The organism is Sedimentibacter saalensis (assembly GCF_007830175.1).
GTDB lineage: Bacteria > Bacillota > Clostridia > Tissierellales > Sedimentibacteraceae > Sedimentibacter > Sedimentibacter saalensis.
Genome location: NZ_VLKH01000004.1, coordinates 1 through 21,813, shown reverse-complemented (window position 1 = coordinate 21,813; position 21,813 = coordinate 1). Strand labels below are relative to the sequence as shown.

General features: G+C 36.2%; 19 protein-coding genes. 16 read left to right on the top strand and 3 right to left on the bottom strand.

The genetic code is table 11. The features are described 5' to 3' along the window. The first annotated feature begins 1 nt into the window (after window position 1). The 7 genes from LY60_RS07710 to citX all read left to right on the top strand — a co-directional run bounded on the left by LY60_RS07710 (window position 2) and on the right by citX (window position 7,745). Window positions 2-1,501: a tripartite tricarboxylate transporter permease gene (locus LY60_RS07710; RefSeq protein WP_145082145.1), complete on the top strand. Its 1,500-nt coding sequence runs from the start codon at window positions 2-4 to the stop codon at window positions 1,499-1,501. 95 nt (window positions 1,502-1,596) lie between these two features. Next, on the top strand, window positions 1,597-2,640 hold the full coding sequence (locus LY60_RS07705) for an AbrB family transcriptional regulator (RefSeq protein WP_145082143.1): 1,044 nt from the start codon (window positions 1,597-1,599) through the stop codon (window positions 2,638-2,640). A gap of 79 nt (window positions 2,641-2,719) precedes the next feature. After that, window positions 2,720-3,766, top strand: coding sequence for a [citrate (pro-3S)-lyase] ligase (gene citC / locus LY60_RS07700; RefSeq protein ID WP_145082141.1), 1,047 nt, complete (start codon window positions 2,720-2,722; stop codon window positions 3,764-3,766). 13 nt (window positions 3,767-3,779) lie between these two features. Then, on the top strand, window positions 3,780-4,070 hold the full coding sequence (gene citD, locus LY60_RS07695) for a citrate lyase acyl carrier protein (protein ID WP_040582292.1): 291 nt from the start codon (window positions 3,780-3,782) through the stop codon (window positions 4,068-4,070). Between the two features lie 5 nt (window positions 4,071-4,075). Then, window positions 4,076-4,972, top strand: coding sequence for a citrate (pro-3S)-lyase subunit beta (gene citE, locus LY60_RS07690; protein ID WP_145082139.1), 897 nt, complete (start codon window positions 4,076-4,078; stop codon window positions 4,970-4,972). Continuing rightward, on the top strand, window positions 4,965-6,506 hold the full coding sequence (gene citF, locus LY60_RS07685; protein WP_145082137.1) for a citrate lyase subunit alpha: 1,542 nt from the start codon (window positions 4,965-4,967) through the stop codon (window positions 6,504-6,506). Before citE ends, citF begins: the two co-directional genes overlap by 8 nt. Before the next feature lie 39 nt (window positions 6,507-6,545). Continuing rightward, window positions 6,546-7,745 carry a citrate lyase holo-[acyl-carrier protein] synthase gene (gene citX / locus LY60_RS07680; protein ID WP_145082135.1) on the top strand — a complete coding sequence of 400 codons (1,200 nt, stop codon included), beginning with the start codon at window positions 6,546-6,548 and terminating at the stop codon, window positions 7,743-7,745. Window positions 7,746-7,767: 22 nt separating this feature from the next. Here the strand turns inward: citX and LY60_RS07675 are convergent, their stop codons facing one another. Next, window positions 7,768-9,147 carry a peptidoglycan-binding protein gene (locus LY60_RS07675; RefSeq protein ID WP_145082134.1) on the bottom strand — a complete coding sequence of 460 codons (1,380 nt, stop codon included), beginning with the start codon at window positions 9,145-9,147 and terminating at the stop codon, window positions 7,768-7,770. Window positions 9,148-9,356: 209 nt separating this feature from the next. Between LY60_RS07675 and LY60_RS07670 the strand changes: the two genes are divergently transcribed. Further along, window positions 9,357-10,529, top strand: a complete 1,173-nt coding sequence (locus LY60_RS07670) for an iron-containing alcohol dehydrogenase (RefSeq protein WP_145082132.1) — start codon at window positions 9,357-9,359, stop codon at window positions 10,527-10,529. A 47-nt stretch (window positions 10,530-10,576) separates the two neighbouring features. Here LY60_RS07670 and rlmH read toward each other — a convergent pair whose 3' ends face one another. Beyond that, a complete protein-coding gene (rlmH, locus tag LY60_RS07665; protein WP_145082130.1) occupies window positions 10,577-11,056 on the bottom strand; it encodes a 23S rRNA (pseudouridine(1915)-N(3))-methyltransferase RlmH in 480 nt (159 codons plus the stop codon). Window positions 11,057-11,225: 169 nt separating this feature from the next. Here rlmH and LY60_RS07660 point away from each other — a divergent pair, with 169 nt between their 5' ends. From LY60_RS07660 to typA, 5 genes are all read left to right on the top strand, one after another. Next, entirely contained in the window at window positions 11,226-12,578 is a 1,353-nt protein-coding gene (locus LY60_RS07660) for an S-layer homology domain-containing protein (protein ID WP_145082128.1), read from the top strand. A 70-nt stretch (window positions 12,579-12,648) separates the two neighbouring features. After that, window positions 12,649-13,350 carry a hypothetical protein gene (locus LY60_RS07655; protein ID WP_212633464.1) on the top strand — a complete coding sequence of 234 codons (702 nt, stop codon included), beginning with the start codon at window positions 12,649-12,651 and terminating at the stop codon, window positions 13,348-13,350. A 226-nt stretch (window positions 13,351-13,576) separates the two neighbouring features. After that, window positions 13,577-14,578, top strand: coding sequence for a tryptophan--tRNA ligase (trpS, locus tag LY60_RS07650; protein ID WP_145082124.1), 1,002 nt, complete (start codon window positions 13,577-13,579; stop codon window positions 14,576-14,578). Window positions 14,579-14,596: 18 nt separating this feature from the next. Then, a complete protein-coding gene (locus LY60_RS07645; RefSeq protein ID WP_145082122.1) occupies window positions 14,597-15,784 on the top strand; it encodes an amidohydrolase in 1,188 nt (395 codons plus the stop codon). A gap of 246 nt (window positions 15,785-16,030) precedes the next feature. After that, the gene (gene typA / locus LY60_RS07640; protein WP_145082120.1) at window positions 16,031-17,851 is read left to right on the top strand and encodes a translational GTPase TypA; all 1,821 of its coding nucleotides are present in this window, start codon (window positions 16,031-16,033) and stop codon (window positions 17,849-17,851) included. A gap of 37 nt (window positions 17,852-17,888) precedes the next feature. On the opposite strand, the gene LY60_RS07635 is transcribed toward typA, so the two are convergent. After that, the gene (locus LY60_RS07635; RefSeq protein WP_145082117.1) at window positions 17,889-18,374 is read right to left on the bottom strand and encodes an S-ribosylhomocysteine lyase; all 486 of its coding nucleotides are present in this window, start codon (window positions 18,372-18,374) and stop codon (window positions 17,889-17,891) included. A gap of 187 nt (window positions 18,375-18,561) precedes the next feature. On the opposite strand from LY60_RS07635, the gene LY60_RS07630 reads away from it, so the two are divergent. The 3 genes from LY60_RS07630 to ortA all read left to right on the top strand — a co-directional run bounded on the left by LY60_RS07630 (window position 18,562) and on the right by ortA (window position 21,645). Next, window positions 18,562-19,956 carry a sigma-54 interaction domain-containing protein gene (locus LY60_RS07630; protein ID WP_145082115.1) on the top strand — a complete coding sequence of 465 codons (1,395 nt, stop codon included), beginning with the start codon at window positions 18,562-18,564 and terminating at the stop codon, window positions 19,954-19,956. 262 nt (window positions 19,957-20,218) lie between these two features. Beyond that, window positions 20,219-21,277, top strand: a complete 1,059-nt coding sequence (ord, locus tag LY60_RS07625; protein WP_019228155.1) for a 2,4-diaminopentanoate dehydrogenase — start codon at window positions 20,219-20,221, stop codon at window positions 21,275-21,277. A gap of 62 nt (window positions 21,278-21,339) precedes the next feature. Beyond that, window positions 21,340-21,645 (top strand): 2-amino-4-oxopentanoate thiolase subunit OrtA, encoded by a 306-nt coding sequence (ortA, locus tag LY60_RS07620; RefSeq protein WP_145082114.1) that lies wholly within the window; start codon window positions 21,340-21,342, stop codon window positions 21,643-21,645. Window positions 21,646-21,813 lie beyond the last annotated feature (168 nt).

The window sequence follows — 21,813 nt, the reverse complement described above, 5'->3', positions numbered from 1 at the left end:
AATGGAATTAATTAAATTAGGAATTGGAGTAGTCTTTGTTCCACAAACACTTCTTCTTATATTCTTTGGTACAGTAATCGGGGTTATTTTCGGCGCATTGCCTGGAGTAAGTGCTTCAATGGCTGTAGTATTAGGTTTAACATTCACTTATGGACTTGACCCTGTTACTTCAATAGCATTTCTTGTTGCAGTATATTGTGCTGCCATTACCGGAGGCGGTATAACAGCAATTTTGTTTAAAATACCAGGTACACCTTCAAGTGCACCGACAACATTTGACGGTCACCCAATGGCTCAAAGCGGACAACCGATGAGAGCACTTAGTATTGCTTTGATAACTTCAGCTATAGGTGGTATATTTGCTGCAATTGCAATGTTTATGATAAGCCCTCAGCTTTCAAAGGCTGCACTTAAGTTTGGTCCTTCTGAATTGTTTGCAATTTCATTCATGGGATTGTCAGTACTTACTGCACTTGATGAAGGAAATGTTTTAAAAACTTTGATTTCCGGACTTCTGGGTCTGTGGCTGGCTACTGTGGGAATGGATCCTATAGATGGTTTCGCAAGATTCACATGGGGAAATTCAACATTATTGTCAGGAATTGAAATGATACCTGTAATGATAGGTATGTTTGCAATCACTCAGATTCTTAAGGAAACAAGAAGCAGAAGCAAGATTGAAAATCTTGATGAATCTAAGTCAGACAAGAAAAATGATAAAATAGTTTCTCTTAAGGAATTGTGGGATATTAAAGGAACAATTGCAAGAACCGGAATCATTGGAACAATAGTAGGTATTCTTCCTGGAGCCGGAGCAACTATAGCTTCTTTCTTATGCTACACTTCTGAAGTAAAAATATCTAAACATCCTGAAACATTTGGAAAGGGTGAAATAAGAGGTATTGCAGCTTCTGAAACTGCCAACAACGCAGCTACAGGAGGTTCTATGGTACCGCTATTGTCTCTTGGTATACCTGGAGGAAATGCTGCTGCCATCATGATGTCTGCTCTTGTAATGAAGGGTGTACAGATGGGACCGCTTCTTCTTCAAAATCAGCCACAATACATGGGCAGCGTGTTTGTATCAATGATAATTACAAACATAATAATGGTTTTCGTATCATTTGCCGTTGCGAAAGTATTTGGTAAGATACTGGGAATTCCTTACAGCATACTTGGAACATTGATAATCATGCTTGCTGTTATAGGAAGCTATGCTCTGCAGAACACTACAGGAAATGTTGTTCTTATGGTTATTGCAGGTATTATCGGATATGCATTTGCTGAATTCGGTTTCAACAATGCTGCTTTGATCCTTGGTCTTGTTCTTGGAACAATGGTTGAATCAAACCTTAGAAGAGCAATCATGATCGAACAGGGAAATATAGCAGCTGTATTCTCTAAACCTATTACAGCTACTTTGATGGTTGTAAGTGCTATTTCATTGTTATGGCCAATTGTTAAACCTATGATAATGAAAAATCGCAAAACTGCCAACTAAATATAATTAAAATAAATCCTTATTTGCGTAAAAGCAAATAAGGGTTTATATCAATATGCCTAAATTAACGCAGAAATTTGCAAAAGGTGGAAGCAATGCTGAATTTTATATGGACAATGTTAGCTGGATATTTGACGGGACGTATATTTTTGAAGGTTAAAATTCCAGGGGGGATGATGATTGGAAGCATCGCAGGAGCTGCTTTATTGAATATTGCCACCAATATGGCATATATGCCTTATGCAGGCAGACTTGCTGCTCAAATCATTGCAGGAGCTTTCATTGGAGTGGGGCTGGAAAAGTGTGATCTTAAAAGGCTTAAAACAATTTACAAACCGGCAATTACACTTATAGCCGGAATGCTGGTGTTAAACATTGTTTCAGGTTTTATGATTTATTACTTTAGCCATTTGGATTTAATGACTTCACTGATGAGTGCCATACCTGGAGGAATAAGTGATATTCCTATTATCAGTGAAGAAATGGGTGCAGATTCTTCAAAAGTGGCATTACTGCAATTTGTAAGGCTGGTTTTTGGTCTTGGTGTATTTCCGTCTATGATAGCCAAAATATCTAAGATGAAATATTTTGAAAACAGCATAAATAAAGATGTTTACAAAAGGACTTCAAGCAGTTTCTACAACTTAAACTGCATGTTATTGACGTTGGCTGTAGCAGCTGTCTTTGGAATAATTGGAAAATTATCAGGCATACCTTCAGCTTCACTGGTTTTTTCAATGATCAGTGTTATCGTCTTGAAACTTTCAACCAATAAGGCATGCATGCCAAGATCCATGAGAAAATTTGCTCAGCTTTTGGCAGGATGCTACATAGGAAGCAGTTTTACGTTGAGTGATGCTGCTGAAATGAGGTTTCTCATAGTGCCGTCAATAATTTTGCTAGTGGGATACTTTACAGCATGTTTTGTAATTGGAAACATTTTAAACAAAAAATACAGGTTGCCTTTGGATGAGGCAATGCTGGCCGCTACACCGGCCGGTGCATCAGATATGGCATTGATTTCAGCAGAAATCGGTATAGAAAGTTCTGATGTTATAGTGCTGCAGATAATTAGAATGATAACAGCGGTATCATTGTTTCCTCAGATAATGAGAGCTATAGCAATGATAGCATCCTGATATATTAAAAAGACCATATAATCTACGAATGATTGAAGGATTTAGTATGTATTATAATGAACAGCCGGGAGTTTAAAAAATGTTTGGACAAAATGTTGAAATCAGAACAATAAATTTAAATAGTATCAGGGAAAGAAATGAAGTTGATGTTTTTTTACAAAAGCAAGATTTAATCCTTGAAAGGGATGTTGAATACACCCTGGCTATGTATGAAGAAGACAGGATTGTTGGAACAGGTTCAATTTCAGGAAATGTTTTAAAATGCATTGCAATTGATCCGGAATATCAAGGCGGAGGATTTTCAAATAAAATTATATCCTTGCTGTTAAATGAACAATATTACAGGGGCAATACACACTTGTTTATTTTTACAAAACCTAAGAATAGAAAATTATTTTTGGATTTAGGCTTTTATGAAATCACTTCAGTTGATGATTTTGTTACCCTGCTTGAAAACGACCCGAGAGGAATCAGGGATTTCGCAGAAAATCTTAAACTGCAAAAACATGATGGAAAAGTGGTTTCAAGCATTGTTATGAATTGCAATCCTTTTACACTGGGACATAGGCATCTTATTGAAACTGCTTCAAAAAACAGCGATGTTGTTCACATTTTCGTTGTATGGGAAGACCGGTCAGTTTTTCCAAATGAAGTAAGGTACAAACTCATAAAAGAAGGTGTCAAGGACTTGAAAAATGTTTTTGTACACAGAGGCAAAGATTATATAATTTCAAATTCAACATTTCCTTCATATTTTTTAAAGGAAAAGAATGCAATTGTAAAAATCCATACCATGCTTGATGTAAAAATTTTCGGAGAATTCATAGCGCCTGCTCTGGGCATTAACAGAAGGTATGTGGGGGAAGAAAAATCAGACCCTGTTACTAATGAATATAATCTTACAATGAAAGAATTGCTTAAAGATTATGATATAGAAGTTGTTGAAATTCCAAGAATTAAAAACGACGAAGCAGCCATAAGCGCTTCAAGAGTGCGCGAACTATTAAAAAAAGATGATTTTGATTCATTAAAACAATTGGTTCCGCAAACAACATTTGAGTTTTTAATTTCGGAAGAAGCCAAGATTATAATTGGCAAAATCAAAAATGAAAAAAATAAACTATAAAGGAGGCAGGCAGATGGAAATTAAAAAAGTTGGAGTAGCAGGTACTGTTGAATCCAGTGATATAAATATTGTCATAGAGCCATCTGACAAGAAAGGTATTGAAATTGAACTGCAAAGCACTGTAATGAAGCAATTTGGCAGGCAGATCAAAAATTTAATCGAAGAAACGCTTAAAAGCGAAGGAGTTGAAAGCGCAGTTGTAAGGGCAACAGACAAAGGCGCCATTGATTTTGTTATTAAAGCTAGAGCGCTTACAGCTTTATACAGAGCTGCAGAAATAAATGAATATACTTGGGAGGCTTAATATAAATGGTAAAATTAAGAAGAACTATGATGTATGTTACAGGTAACAATCCTGCAAATATTATGGAAGCCCATTTATATGGTTCAGACTCCATAATGTTTGACTTGGAAGACTCTGTTTCTTTAAAGGAAAAAGATTCAGCAAGATTCCTGGTATACAATGCATTAAAAACAATGGATTATGGTAACGTGGAAACTGTAGTAAGAATAAACGGTCTTGATACTCAGTTTGGAAGAGATGACCTTGAGGCAATGGTAAGGGCACAGCCGGACATAATAAGACTGCCAAAGACTGAAACAAAGCAAGATATTATAGATGTAGACAACATGATAAGTGAAATTGAAAAACAAGTAGGACTTGAAGTTGGTTCAACAAAGATTATGGCAGCAGTTGAAAGCCCTCTTGGTGTAATGAATGCTTACGAAATTGCAACAGCAAGCAAGAGACTGGTTGCCATTGCCATAGGAGCAGAAGATTTTGTAACAAACATGAAGACTACAAGATCTCCTGAAGGCATAGAACTGTTGGCAGCAAGAAGTAATCTGTTGATGGCTGCCAGAGCAGCAGGAATATATGCACTTGACACTGTATATACAAACATCAAAGATGACGAAGGTTTCATGGATGAAGTTAAGCTTATAAAACAGCTTGGTTTTGATGGAAAATCAGTTATACATCCAAGACAGATAGGCATGGTTCATAAAATTTACACACCTACTGAAAAAGAAATCAGAAATGCCGTTAGGATAGTAGGAGCAATAAAAGAAGCTGAAAGCAAAGGCAGCGGTGTTATAGCATTAGACGGAAAAATGATTGATGGTCCTGTTGTTGACAGAGCATACAGAGTGCTGGAACTGGCTAAGGCATCAGGAGTTTACAAGGAGGAAGAGCAAAATGACTAAAAACGGAGTAGGAAGAGAAATCCCATCATACATTGAAGGAATAGGCCAGATTAAACCCTACGAAAGTCCATTCAGTGTTATTCCTGAAGGAAATAAGGCCGGAGCAAAATTGAAGAGACCCCTGCCTCATAAAAACAAGCTTATAGATTCCATTGAAGAAGCAGTAATCAAAACCGGACTTAAAGATGGAATGACCATATCTTTCCACCATCATTTCAGAAACGGCGACTACATCGTTAACATGGTAATGGATGCAATTGCAAAATTAGGAATCAAAGACTTACGTATAGCACCAAGTTCATTGGGTACATGCCATGGTCCTTTGATTGATCACATAAAAAACGGAGTAATTACCAGAATTGAAAGCAGCGGTATAAGAGAACCTCTGGGAACTGCTATTTCAGAAGGAATATTGCCAAATCCTGTTGTATTAAGATCTCACGGTGGAAGAGCAAGAGCAATAGAATCAGGAGAAGTTAAAATTGATGTAGCATTTTTAGGAGTTCCTGCCTGTGATGACTATGGCAATGCCAATGGATTCTCAGGAAGATCTGCATGCGGTTCTTTGGGATATGCCATGGTTGATGCAAAATATGCAGACCAGGTAGTATTAATTACAGACAATCTTGTAAGCTATCCATGTCTTCCTGCAAGCATCAATCAAACTCAGGTTGATTATGTTGTGAAAGTAGACGAAGTAGGTGATCCAAAGGGAATAGTATCGGGTGCAGTAAGAAACACTAACAACCCTAAGGACCTTCTCATTGCAGAAAATGCTGTAAAGGCAATCGTAGCATCAGGTTATTTCAAGGAAGGATTCTCCTATCAGACAGGCGCAGCAGGTTCATCTCTTGCAGTTACAGGATTTTTGAGAGAAAAAATGATTGAACAAAATATAAAAGGAAGTTTTGGACTTGGCGGAATAACATCACAGCTTGTGCAGCTTCTGGACGAAGGTCTCATGGAAGGCTTGTTTGATACACAGTGTTTTGACCTTGTGGCTGCTGAGTCTCTTGGAAAAAATCCAAAACACTTTGAAGTTGATGCAGGATTCTATGCCAACGGGCACAACTCAGGCTGTCTTGTAAACAATCTTGACATATTGATGCTTGGTGCTCTGGAAATAGACACTGATTTTAATGTTAATGTAATTTCTAAATCTGACGGATATATAAGTCAGGCTGTAGGCGGACATCAGGATACAGCTGCAGGTGCAAAGCTGGCAGTTATATTGGCTCCGCTTGTAAGAAGCAGAAATCCAATAATAGTTGACAAGGTTACTACAGTATGTACTCCAGGTGAAACAATAGATGTTGTTGTAACTGATTACGGCATTGCTGTAAACCCTCTGAGACAAGATTTGATCGATAATTTCAAAACAGCCGGTCTTAAAACATATACTATTAATGAACTGAAGGACATTGCAGAAAAACTTACTGGAAAACCAGACAAAATAGAGTTTGACGAGAAGATAGTAGGTATAGTACAATACAGAGATGGATCGGTTATTGATGTAATCCGAAAAGTCAAGTAAGATAAATTATTAGCCGGTAAATAACGACTGGAGAAACTTATGAAAGATATTAATTCTAACATGAAAACATTAATGGAGATTCTTGAATCTAGAGAATTAAGGGCAAAAAAACAAATAGAACTTTTAACAAGATACCCATACACATTAATATCATTTACTTTAAATACGCCAGGACCAATAAAAAGCTCTGGCCTATACACAAACATTCACAAGGCTGGAATACAGCATTTGATGAAGGTTTTACAGGATATGGATGTAAATATAGTTCATATGGAAACAATCGAGAAAAATACCGGAAGAGAAGGATTTATATCAGTGGATTTGGACCCTTACCAGGCAAAGAAAATTGCTGCTGAAATAGAAGATACACATGATCTGGGAAGAATATTCGACATTGATGTTTTTGACCAGCTGCACAACCAATTAAACAGGGCTTCTATCCAATTAAAACCAAGAAAGTGTCTGCTATGCGATGAAGAAGCTTTAGTATGCATGAAAATGAAAACTCATACCTATGAAGAGTTAATCGAGAAGGTAGAAGAAATCGGAAATTCATACTTCAGTCCAACAAGCAAGGAAAAGAAGGAAAACTTTAAATCAAAAATTTCAATGAGTGAAAGAGTATATCAGAGAATAAAGTCGGATATTTTGGAAAACAAGCTGAAGCCCGGCGAAAAGCTCGTAGAAGAAAATCTGGCCAATGAATTCAATGTGAGCAGGACTCCTGTAAGAGAAGCATTGAAGCAGCTTGACCAAGACGGCCTCATAACATATTACCCAAGAAGAGGCTCTGTTGTAAGCCAGATATCCATGAAGGATGCTCAGGAACTTTATGAGATAAGAGAAGTGCTTGAAGGCCTTGCAATAAGACGAATTTGCATGGAAATTAACAGCCACAACATCAAAATCCTTGAAACAATTATTACAAACATGGACAAGGCCATTGAAAGCAATGATTACAGCACCATGGAAAAACTTCACAGAGACTGGACTGAAGCAACTCTAGAAATGACAAACAATGAACTCTTGAAAAGTTATCTTCTGTCTGTAACAAAAAATCTTGGAAGACTGAGAAAAATATCTTTGTACAGACCAGTCCAGAGCATTGATGCTTACAAGGAAACAAAAGACATATATAATGCAATTGCGAACAATGACCCGGATGAAAGTGAAAGACTTGCAAAACTGCACGTTAAAAATGCGAGAAAAAGATTTGAAAAGAATTTATTAGAATTGTAAAAACCTGCCTCGGCAGGTTTTTTTAATACAACCTCTCTTCATTAAACTTTAAATTGCGGTATACATCAACCATTACGTTCCATGTATACTCATCAACTATGCCGTTGGGCTCAAGTCCAAACTTCTGCTGAAATGTAATGACAGCAGATTCTGTTATGGGTCCAAACACGCCATCAATAAGTTCATAAGGCACATATGTTACATCAGGCAGCACAGATGAAATGTATGCAAGATATTCTTGAAGGACTACTACTCCGGGACCCTCAGAGCCTCTTCTGTAAACTATTCCCGGAAATGCAATTCTTGGAAAAGCCAATTGGCCAGGGGGAAGTGTTATTAATATACCTAAAAGCACTTCGTTTATTTTAAACCAGGTTGCATCATCAATTATTCCTGTAACAGGGAGGTTCATTGTTTTTTGAAATTCTATCAGTGATTGGCTCGTGGCAGAATCAAGCACACCGGTTATCTCAACTTCAGGAATGGTATTGTAATATGATGACAATATATTTAAATAATACTGAACAAGCTGTACTCTTGGCACTACTATGCCGTTGCTTATTCTTGGAAGTTCACTTAGAAGAAGTCCCCTGGAAGTTGTTTCTGCCAGCTTTCTCACAGCTGCATGGATAGACTTAATTCTATACCAAGTACCCTTGTCAATTATCCCTGTAGCAGGCAAGTTGAAAATTGTTTGAAATGATTTTACAGCTGCTTCAGTCTGGGGTGTAAATACACCGTCAACGGGAAATATTTTTGGAATAGCAGGAAAGTTAATTGAAATATTGTTCAATTGAAGCTGTGCTGTATAAACCGGCACACCTGAATCACCAAGTTTTAAGGGACTCCCCGGATAAGATATTCCTATTTCACCTAAAGGGGCATTATATACAAGGTCTATGTCTTCTCCATAATAATACCTTAAAATTTCAATAGGTCTATAGCCTTGATTAGCTAAATCGACAGATCCCCACTGATACATGCCGTTGCACTGTGACACACGGCCGTCGCAGAAAACAGCAAATAAAGGCTCAAACCTTGTTCCTCTTACTATATAATCATCAAATGTTTCATCAACAATTTTTGATATGTTATCAAATATACCTCTATTAGGTACAAATGACTGGTCAAACTGGGTAGAATTTGTAATGTCAAAGTTATAGCCCCTGCTAGGGTACCATTCAGTGTATATTCTGTTAAGGGCAATGGACACTATGGCGTTAATGTTGGCTCTTAAAGCATCATCCGGCCATGTAGGAAACAATTCACTGCTGGCAACATTCTTTACATAATCAATAAATGGAACTGTAATATTCTCTGCCGGGGAATCCGGCGGTCCTAAATGGACAGTTATTGTTTCAGGTATATAAATATATGATGATCCGGACGGTTGAACACTCATTATAGTCCTCCAAACAAATAAAAAAATATTTATAGCAATAAATATTATATGTTTAATATATGCACCCACAAACATTTGATTACTTCATAAAGTTTATGTGGATTAATTTCTTATGCGTTATAATCTCAAGCTGAAATTTATTTATTATTTATATTTATTGAATAATTAAGAAATAATAACTATAAAATCAATATATAAAGGAGAAACAAATGTTAAGATTTACATTACCTAGAGATATGTATTATGGAAAAGGTGCATTGGAGCAGCTTAAAAATTTGGAAGGTAAAAAGGCAATGCTTGTAATAGGCGGCGGTTCCATGAAAAAATTTGGTTTTGTGGATAAAGTTCTGGGATATTTAAAGGAAGCGGGTATTGAAACTTCGCTGTTTGAAAACGTTGAAGCAGATCCTTCTGTTGAAACTGTAATGAAAGGTGCAGCTGCAATGAGAGAGTTTCAGCCGGACTGGATAATATCAATGGGAGGAGGTTCATCCATTGATGCTGCAAAAGCTATGTGGGTGTTTTATGAATATCCTGAAACTACATTTGAAGAAATCATAAAGCCTTTTTCATTTCCTGCCTTAAGAAAAAAAGCAAGGTTTTTGGCAATTCCATCAACTTCCGGTACTGCCACAGAAGTGACTGCATTTTCTGTAATTACTGATTATTCTACAGGAATAAAGTATCCTCTTGCTGATTTTAACATAACCCCAGACATTGCAATTCTGGATCCTTCTCTGGCCGAAACAATGCCTCCAAAATTAACTGCATATACAGGAATGGATGCATTGACTCATGCAATAGAAGCATATGTTTCTACATTGAACAGTCCTTTCACAGATCCTCTGGCACTTAAAGCAATACACATGATATTTGAGCATTTGATTGACTCCTATAATGGAAATATGGCATCACGAGAGCAAATGCACTATGCCCAGTGTATGGCCGGTCAGGCATTTACAAATGCCCTGCTTGGAATCACACATTCAATTGCTCATAAAACAGGTGCAGCATTTTCTACAGGCCATATACCTCACGGATGTGCAAACGCCATTTATCTGCCGTATATAATAAAGTTCAATGCAAAAAATGCACAGAAGCGATACGCTGATATAGCAAGAAGCATAGGTATTTCAGGAACAGATTCTGAATGCGTAAGCACTTTGTGCGATAAAATCGATGAATACAATTTAAAACTTGACATTCCAAAGAGTCTTAAGGATTATGGAATAAACGAAGAAGAATTTAAAAACAAAGTTGCCAAAATTTCAGAGTTGGCCATTTCAGATGCTTGTACCGGTTCTAATCCAAGAGACATAAGTCCAGATGAAATGGAAAAGCTGCTTACAAGTATTTATTACGGAACAGAAGTAAATATATAAAAATAAAGCGTCAAACTGACAAATGTTCGTTTGACGCTTTAATGAATTTACTTATGATAAGCTTCACCTGAATTTATTTTGAATGCTCTGTATATTTGCTCTAACAGTATTACTTTAAACAGCTGGTGGGGAAATGTCATTTTTGAAAATGAAAGCTTAAAATTGGCTGCTGTTAAAACTTCGTTTGAAAGTCCGTTGCTTCCTCCAATTATAAATGTTATGTCAGATGTGCCGTCTATTCCAAGCTGATTTATTTTTTGAGCCAAATCCTCAGAGCTTATAATTGTGCCTTTAACATCAAGAGCAATGACATATGAATTCTTGGGTATCTTTGCAAGTATTTTCAAGCCTTCCTTAATCTTAACCTGTTCAATTTCTGAATCAGAGAAATTTTCATCCGCCCTTTCATCCTGTATTGTTTCTTCAGTGAATTTACAGAACTTGGACAATCTTTTTGCATATTCGTTTATTGCTTCACTATAGAATTTCTCTTTAATTTTTCCTACGGATATTACAGTAATTTTCATTTTTCCACCTTGGTTATTAATTTCTATTTTCATAATATAATATTATATGACTATATTCAAGATTTACATCATTAAATATTACAGTAAACGTTTACAAATTTATATTGAAAATGATTTCACGTTGTGCTATAATTTTAATACTGCTATATAAAATTAACGGAGGTATGATATGAATACATTTAAAAGGATTTTATGCATTGTTTTATGTTTTTATATGCTTAATTCTCCAGCCTACGGCTTTACAGAAAAAATTGAACCTCTAGATGAATCTGAAATTAAAACAAACATTGAGGAGGAATATGGATTAAAAATCATTTACTCCAAAGATGATGAAAATATAGATTACATGGACTGCATGCTTGTTCTTGAAAGAAGTTTAAGAAGATTTCCGGAAGGTGTAATAAAAGAAATTACAGATTATTATTCTAAAATGGGCATAGAAACAAATGTTGTTATAAATAAGACTGAAAAGATTGCAGATTTATTTTCCGAATATGTGCTTGGGGACAAGTCAGCAACCGTCTACATAAACGCTCTTCAAAACAGCATGTACAATGACGAATGTGTTGCTTCTGAAGAAAGCACTGTCCATGAACTCAGTCATTTAATAAGCGATTATATGTATGAAACATATGGACATGATAGGATGGAAAATGACTTTTTAAAATTTAACGGTGGTTTTCAGTATGGAAATTGGGAAGAAAAAAGCGATGTTTTCTTAAACAAACATTCTGCCATGAGCTTTGAAGATGAAGTAGCAGATTTAATCTGGTACACAGAAGTTCATCCTGAACTTTTAAGGACTTTGGATTGCGAAGAAAAAGAAATAGTCCATAAAAAAATTGAATATCTGGCCGAAGTATTTGATCAGTGTTTTGATTCAGTATCGGAGAATACAAAGCTATGGATGGATGCTTTTCCACAGGAACCTGATATGTGGGCAATAGATACAATTACGCAGCTTAAAAACGCCTCTATTATTCCCGAAGAATTTGAAGGGATGTATGATGCTTACATTACAAAGGAAAATTTCTACACTTTAGTAATGAATGTTGTTGAAAGCAAGTTGGGAAAAGAAGAGCTAAGCAATAACTTCAATTTGTACATGCAGGAAGAATATGTTTCACTTGACCCGGTTAAAGGTGAAATATTTATGAATGACGGAATGGCTGTTCTTGACAGGTCAATGCTCTGCAGCAACAAGGAAGTTATATACAAAGCTTACCAAATGGGATTTTTAGGCCACGAAGGAGCTGGACTTGAGCCTGATAGCTACATTACGAGGCTTGAAGCGGCAAAGATGTTTGCATATATTGCAAATAGCCAGGGTATGGATATCTCAGACTATGAAGTAATAAATTACACTGATATAGATGATGTTCAAGACTCAGAAAAACCTTTCATATATTTCGCTGCCACAAAGGGGATTTTAAAAGGATACGGTTACAATTTTAATCCTAATGGTTATTGCACTTATCAGGAAACATACATAATGTTAATGAGGCTTTATAACTTATTGTAGACTAAAATTAAATATTTAATAATTACTTCATATATGGTATAATGGTTAAAATTAAATGAGGGATAGCACTATGTTTGACGTGAGAAGCATTGTAATCGGCATTATATTAATGCTTAAGAAATATACCTGCATCAACATTACCATATACGAAGAGTCAAGCAATGAAGATTATAAAAACGGAATAATGGCACTGCCTTTAATTGGACTGGCCATAGGCTTTTCGTCTTTTTTAATAGCGTCACTGGAATTTGTTTATGACGGATTGTTTGTAAGTGTTCTTGTGCTGGGATTTTACTGCATAGTTACAAGATCTGTGAATTTAACTGACACATACAGGACATTAAATTATATTATAAAACCTAAGAATCAATCAGAACAAATTGTGGGTATCATAGGAACCACAATAATTCTTTTGTTGTATTTTTCGCTTTTCAGGATAGTTCCCGTTACTTCCCTTATAATAATGCCTGTTGCAGGCTACTCAAGCCTTATAATTTTAAGCCCTGTAATCAAAAGAAACAAAAAAAATACAGAAATAATGAAGTGTTGCGGAAAGTATCATACAATTGCTGCTTTTGCCATTTCATTTTTAATTGCAGCCGTGTTTAACTACAAGCTTGTTATCTCATTGTCGCTTACATACATGATTTCAGGATTTGTAGTTTCCTATTTGGACAACAAAGTAAGTGTTCTTCCAAATTCGGCGGAAGGGCTGATTGTTGAAACAGCACAGATACTATTTTTAATCATAACATATATAATAAGAATATAGGCATCATGGATAGGGGCTGCTTCTTTTTATAAAAAGCCAAAAAATTTTGACAAATAAATGCTGTTGTAGTATAATCACAAAAACGAGACTTTTAGAGTTTTCGCGTCCTTTGAGGAAGAAAGCTCTTTTTTATATAAAAAATACGTTAGTATTTTTTACGCGGTCAGGGGACATAGGTCCACCTAGCGGAGTTGCGGAGCAACTTTTTATTATATGGAGGATAAATATGGAAAACAAAAAAGTTATATTCAGCGGTATGCAGCCTTCCGGGTCACTGACACTGGGAAATTATCTGGGAGCACTTAAAAACTGGGTACGACTACAAAGCGAATATGATTGCTACTACTGCGTTGTTGATATGCATGCAATTACAGTTCCCAAAGAACCAAAGGATTTGAGAAAAAACACTCTTGAAGTACTGGCAAACTACATAGCTGCAGGCTTGGATCCTGAACAGGTTACATTGTTCATACAATCTCATGTTTCAGCCCATGCAGAGCTGGGATGGCTGTTAAATTGTTTTTCTTATTACGGAGAACTTGGAAGGATGACGCAGTTTAAAGACAAATCCAAGAAGCAGGACAGCAATGCCATAACTGCAGGACTTTTCACTTACCCTGTGCTCATGGCAGCTGACATACTTTTATATCAGGCAGACCTGGTGCCAGTGGGAGAAGATCAAAGGCAGCACCTTGAAATAACTAGAGACATTGCACAGCGTTTCAATAACCGTTTCAGCGAAACATTCAAAGTTCCTGATCCTTTTATTTCAAAAGACGGAGCAAAGATAATGAGCCTTCAGGAACCTGAAAGTAAAATGTCAAAATCAGATTCAAACGATAATTCATATATATTGCTCATGGACGGGGCTGATGCCATAAGAAGAAAATTCAAACGGGCTGTAACAGATTCAGAGGGAGTTATAAGATTTTCAGATGCTCAGCCGGGAGTTAAAAATCTTATTAACATCCATTCAAAAATAACTGACAAAACTCCTGCGGAAATTGTGGCAGAATACGAAGGCAAGGGATATGCTCAGTTCAAGGACGACGTTGCAGAAATAGTAGTTGATGAACTAAAACCAATTCAGGAAAAAATAGATTATCTTTTGAAGAATAAAGACTATCTGGAGAAAATATATATACATGGAGCGGAAAAAGCAGAGGCTGTTGCTCGCAAGACATTAAGGAAAGCATATAAAAAAGTAGGCTTCATACCAAGATTTTAACCAAAATATGGAGGAAACATGTTAGCAGTTATTAATGGTTTCGTGAAAACCATGAGTGGGGAAGATTTACAAAATGGACAAATAATAATTGAAGACGGCAAAATAAAGGCCGTTGGCACAAATTTAGAAATACCTGATGATGCACAAATAATAGATGCTGCAGGACTTCTTGTAACACCAGGTCTTGTGGACGGACACTGCCACATAGGAATGTGGGAAGAAGGAATAGGTTTTGAAGGTGAAGACGGCAATGAGGATGTTGAACCCATTACGCCTCAGCTTAGAGCAATAGATGCAATTAATCCGATGGATATGGGATTTCAGGACGCAATTGAAGGCGGAGTGACAACTGCTGTAACAGGGCCAGGAAGTGCCAATGTTATAGGAGGCACATTCCTTGCCATGAAGACATATGGAAAAAGAGTAGACGACATGGTAATAAAGGACCCTGTTGCCATGAAAATTGCTTTTGGAGAAAATCCAAAAAGAGTTTATAACGAGCAGCACAAATCTCCTGTAACAAGGATGGCAATTGCTGCAATGCTTAGAGAAACTCTGTATGAAGCAAAGCAGTACATGGAAGATTTGGAAGCTTCCGCGGAAGATCCGGACAGAAAACCGGATTTTGACTTGAAGCTAGATGCTCTCTTACCTGTCATGAAAAAACAGATTCCTTTAAAGGCGCATGTCCACAGGGCTGACGACATATTTACTGCTCTTAGAATTGCAAAGGAATTTGACCTTGACATAACACTTGACCACTGCACCGAAGGACACCTGATCCCTGAAGAACTTGCAGCTGCTGGTAAACCGTGTCTCATAGGTCCAACGTTTGGTTCAAGAACAAAAGTAGAACTTAAAAACAAAAGCTTCGAAACTCCTAAGGTTCTCATGGATGCCGGTCTTAAGGTAGCAATCATAACAGATTCAAACGTCATTCCAATTCAGCACATCAACATGTGCGCAGGCATGGCTGTAAAAGCAGGGCTAGCGGAAGATGAAGCATGGAAATCAATCACAATTTATCCTGCAGAAATAAACGGAATTAATTCAAGAGTTGGAAGCATTGAAGAAGGCAAGGATGCAGATATTGCAATTTTCAAGGGAAATCCTCTTTTGGACATAGATTACGAAACTATGATGACCATTATAGATGGAAAAATTGTTTATAAAAACAAAAAAGCAAACATACTAAATTCTCTTTGATATAATTTGCATTTAATGGATGATAAACCAATTGTTCCAAGAATTAAATGCAAAAATAATCAAAAAATAGTATTACAAAGTTTTAGATGGACATAATTGAATTTATTTAGTTAAAAGGGGACGCTATATGCGTTCCGTTTTAAATTTCGGAAGTTTAAAAAAATATTACAGATATTGATAAAAAAAACTTGCAAATTGTCAATAAAAAGAATACACTAAGCTGTGGAAAAAAAGAGGAAGGTAATTATGAAGAAAAAGATTATAAATATAGCAGTTATAGCGCACGTAGATGCAGGAAAATCAACATTGGTAGATGCATTTCTACAGCAAAGCGGAGTTTTTAGAGAAAACCAGGAAGTAGTAGACCAGGTAATGGATTCAAATGATATTGAGCGTGAAAGAGGAATAACAATTTATTCAAAAAACTGCTCAGTAATGCATAATGATATAAAAATTAATATTGTAGATACACCGGGACATGCTGACTTCTCTTCGGAAGTTGAACGTATAATGAAGACTGTTGACACAGTTATATTGCTGGTGGATTCTGTGGAAGGCCCTATGCCTCAGACACGTTTCGTTCTGCAGAAATCACTTGAAGTAGGATTAAGACCGATTTTATTGATCAATAAGATCGATAAGAAAAACCATAGAGCCGAAGAAGTTGTTAACATGGTATTTGACCTGTTCGTTGAACTAAATGCCAATGATGAGCAGCTTGACTTCCCAATATTGTATGGTATAGCAAAAGAAGGTATTGTTCAGTACGAACTGGACGAGCCAAGTGAAAATATTGTGCCTTTGTTTGACACCATAATAAAGCATGTTTCTGCATATCCTGACAGAGATTCAGAAGACCTTCAGTGTCAGATATCATCACTTGCTTATGATGATTATATAGGAAGACTTGGTATTGGAAGAGTAACAGCAGGAACAATCAGAGAAGGTCAGACAGTTTCTGTTGCAAAGCATGATGGTTCTGTTGAAAGACAAAAAATCACAAGCATATTTGTGTATGAAGGATTGAAAAGAACTCAGGTTTCCGAAGCATACAGCGGTGATATAATAGTTGTATCAGGAATTTCAAATATTTCCATAGGAGATACAATTTGTACTGAAGGCAAGGTTGTTCCTATGGATACAATCAAAATAGAAGAACCTACATTGTCCATGAACTTCCTTATTAATACATCACCTTTCGTAGGCATGTCAGGAAAGTTTGTTACAACAAGACATCTTAAGGCAAGACTTGAAAAAGAACTTGAAGTAAACGTAGGTCTTAGAGTTGAACAGCTTGAAGGAGCCTTAGACGGCTACAAGGTATCAGGAAGAGGCGAGCTTCACTTGTCAATACTTCTTGAAAACATGAGAAGAGAAGGCTATGAAGTTGCCGTGTCAAGACCTGAAGTTATTCTTCACAGAGAAGACGGCGTTGTAAAAGAACCAATTGAAAAAGTAATTATAAATGTTCCGGAAATGTATTCAGGATCTGTTATTTCAAAGCTTAACCTGAGAAAAGGAATGATGAATTCCATGACTCCTGACGGAAATTACGTTAAAATAGAATACATGGTTCCAACCAGAGGACTTCTCGGATATCGTACAGAGCTTATTAACGATACAAGAGGAGAAGGAACAATGGTTAGAAGCTTTGACCACTATGAAAAATACAGAGGTGAAATTCCTCAGAGACTTAACGGCGTGCTCATATCAAACGATCAAGGTGATGCAATTGCTTATTCATTAAACAATATTGAAAGCAGAGGAACATTGTTCATAAATCCAGGAGACAAGGTTTATGAAGGAATGATAATCGGCATGAATGCAAGGGGAGAAGACATTGTCGTAAATCCTTGCAAGGCGAAGAAACAGTCAAATACAAGATCATCTTCAGCTGACGATGCAATAAAATTGGCACCGCCAAGAGTTATGACTCTTGAAACAGCACTGGAATTCATCAACGATGATGAACTCGTTGAAGTTACACCAGACAGCATTAGAGTAAGAAAAAGATATCTTACTGAAATGGAAAGAAGAAAAAACGCAAACAAGCTAAAAACAAACTAAAAACAAAGGATTTGTGCCATACACAAATCCTTTGTTTTTAATTATTTGACGGGTAGTTCAAATTTTCTTCAGTGAGGTTTAAAAGGACTTCATTGTAAAATTTCGCTGCTTCAAACTTTGCCATTGGAAGGTTCATGTCAAGGTAATTGCCGCATGACATGGGGTCAGCGCCCGGAATATCTCCTTCAAAATTCATTATGAATTGAAACATTTCTTTTACTATGCCCACAACGTCCTGTGAAGTCAAGTCTCCCTTGAAAATTACATAAAAACCAGTCCTGCATCCCATGGGCCCGAAATAAACGGTTAAACTGTCATATATGGAGTGATTTCTTAAAAATGTTGCTCCTATGTGTTCAATGGCGTGACTTTCGGCTGTATTTATTACAGGCTCTCTGTTTGGTTGTTTCATTCTTATATCAAAAGTTGTAACTATGTTTTCTCCCACCACGTCTTTTCTTGAAACATATATGCCTCTTTTTAAATCAATATGGTTAACCTGAAAGCTTTCTATTTTTTTCATTTTATCTCCCTGCATTATATTTAAAATACTTAATAAAGTTGCTATTAATCTAATAAAAGCAATTAGTAGTTCCTTTTATTAATATGATTTTACACTATAATTGTTAAAAAGTAAACTTCGAACATTGTAAAAAACGTATTATTATGTTATAATTACAATGATTCAATTCCTATTTCGGGAGGATAAGATGAAATCAAAAGAATACTTGTCTATACTGCAAAATATTTTGCGCCTTGTAGATGAAGGCGTTCATGTACTGGATAAAGATGGAAACACCATAATATATAACGATGCTATGTCAAAACTTGAAAAAATGGAGACCAAGGAAGTAATCAGAAAGCCATTTGGCGAAGTTTTCAAAAATTTGACCGGAGAAAACAGCACTTTGCTCAAAGCTTTGATGAGCAGAGAAAGCACAATGAATCAAAAACAAACCTATTTAAATAAAGACGGCAAAGAAATTACAACAATAAATTCCACTCTTCCAGTAATAGTGAAAGACGAAGTCATTGCAGTTGTAGAAGTTGCAAAAAATATTACAAAAATGACAGAGATGTCTCACACCATTCTGAAACTGCACGATGAAATAGGAAAGCCTGAAAAAGCTAAATCAAAAAAAATAAGAAAATACAACTTCAACAACATAATCGGCAATAGCCCTAATTTTATTGAAGTTATTGAAAAGGCTAAGAAAGCAAGCAAAAACCCTGCAGCTGTGTTCATTTACGGTGAAACAGGCACAGGAAAAGAACTTATTGCTCAAAGTATACACTATGAAAGCGACAGAAGAGAAAAGCCTTTTATAGCACAAAACTGTGCGGCTCTTCCTGAATCACTGCTGGAGGGACTTTTGTTCGGTACGTCAAAGGGAGGCTTTACAGGTGCTGTTGACAGGGCAGGACTTTTTGAACAGGCCAATGGAGGAACTCTTCTGCTGGATGAAATAAACTCAATGCCTTATGAACTTCAGGCAAAGTTATTGAGAGTTCTTCAAGAAAATTATATAAGACGTGTGGGGGGAACAAAGGATATTCCCATTGATGTCAGAATAATTTCAACCAGCAACGAACCACCGGAAAAAATACTGTCAGAGGGAAATATAAGAAAAGACTTGTTCTACAGACTAAATGTAATTCAAATTAGCATACCTCCGCTTCGCAAAAGAAAAGAAGATATACTTATGCTTGCTAACATGTTTTTAGAAAAGTACAATGAAAGAATGAACAGGGAAATAATTGCAATATCAGATGAAGCAAAAGAAAATCTGCTGAATTATGAGTACCCTGGAAATGTTCGAGAGCTTGAAAATATAATAATGTCAGCCATGAGCATGGCAGATGATAATGTGACAGTTCTTGACAGCAGCTGCTTTTCAATTAAGCATTCTATGCATAGAACTGAACAAAATTTTGAAGGAATTGGTGATGAAGGTATAGATGAATATCTTGCAAGGCTGGAGAAAAATATAATAGAAGACACGCTTGAAAATAATGGGAATAACATTACAAAAGCAGCGGAAGATTTGAAAATTAAGCGTCAGACGCTTCAACACAAAATTAAGAAATATAACATAAAAATATAATTCTGCAATGAATAGCAAATAATTTTGCACCACATGCAAAAATATTTGCTATTTTTGTGCAAATAATGCATCTTTTCTAAGAATAATTATGAAAACGATTTATATGTATAAAATTATTTTTTTTATTAATATTAAATCAAAAGCTGATATTTAAGGGTTATTTTGGTATCATTATTTTAATTTCAATAATGGGACAAAAGTTGGCATAGTTATTGCTTGTTATATTGGTAACTTAAATAAAATAATATTAGGAGGAATTGTAATGCAAAACGTAAAGGTTATTATATGGGGACTTGGAGCTATGGGCTCAGGTATGGCTAAAATGTTACTTAACAAAAAAGGTGTTGACATAGTAGGTGCAGTTGGAAGAGGATCAAAAATCGGAAAGAGCATGTATGAAGTAATCGGTGTTGAAAGAGGAGACAGACCAGAAGTATTGATTGGATCTGCAGAAGATGTAATCACTGAAAAGGCAGCTGACGTTGTTCTTTGCTGTACAGATTCTTATACAAAAGTTGCTTTTGAAAGATTGAAATTTGTTTTGGAGAAAAAAATCAACGTTGTATCAAGTGCAGAAGAAATGTCTTATCCACAAGCTCAACAGCCAGAACTTGCTAAACAGCTTGATGAAATTGCTAAGGCAAACGGAGTATCAATTCTTGGAACAGGTATTAACCCAGGTCTCATAATGGACTTGCTTGTAGTAGTTATGACTGGATGCTGTGAATCAGTTGATCACATTATATCAAGAAGAGTTAACAGCCTTTCACCATTTGGACCAACAGTTATGACTGAACAAGGTATAGGCATAACTGTTGAAGAGTTCAAAAAAGGTGTTGAAACAGGTCATTTGGCTGGACACGTTGGATTCCAGGAATCAATCAGCATGATTTCTGATGCTATAGGCTGGAATGTTGAAAAAATTACTACATCAATGGACCCAATAGTTACAGATGTTGACAGAAAGTCTCCATACGGCTTTGCAAAAGCTGGAAATGTTGCAGGCGTTGCTATGAAAGGCTACGGCTATATAGACGGAGAACTGAAAATCGAAATGGATCATCCTCAGCAAATAGAACCTGAACAAGTAGGCGTTACAACAGGAGACTATGTAATAATAAAAGGAACTCCTAACATCAATATGGTTAACTCACCTGAAGTACCGGGAGGAATCGGAACAATAGCTATGTGCGTAAACATGATACCTCAAATTATCAATGCAAAACCAGGTTTGAGAACTATGATTGATTTACCTGTTCCAAGAGCAATAATGGGAGACATGAGAAATCTTATAGATCCAGAATGCAAAATAGTTAAATAATAGCCCTAACCACCTGCGTGACAATGCAAATCAATGTAATATATATAAAGGAAGTGTTTTAAATGATAAAAAAAGGCGAATGGGTTTTAATCCACAGAAATGTATTAGAACCATCACAAAGAGCCCCTCAGGTTCCAGATGACACAAAACAGGTACCACTGGAATTATGGGTTAAAGGATATTTGCAGTCAGATGCAAATATTGGAGATGAAGTAACAGTTTTAACAAGAACAAAGCGTGAAGAGCGCGGAACATTGTTGGAAGCTAATCCATATTACAAACATGATTTTGGTAAGTTTGTTCCTGAACTTTTGGTAGTGAGTGAACAAGTAAGAGACATCTTATTTGGAGGTGCAGAAAATGAATAAAGATATGAGCTACGCTGCAGTCATGGCCAGAAGACCGGAAATAATGAAAAATTCAGCAGGACTTGATTTTTCTCAGTTTGAAAGCGGTTCAATTGCATTTGACTATGAAAGAATGATGAAAGAAGCAGGATTTACAATTGCAGAAATTCAAAAAATTCAGTCAGAGCA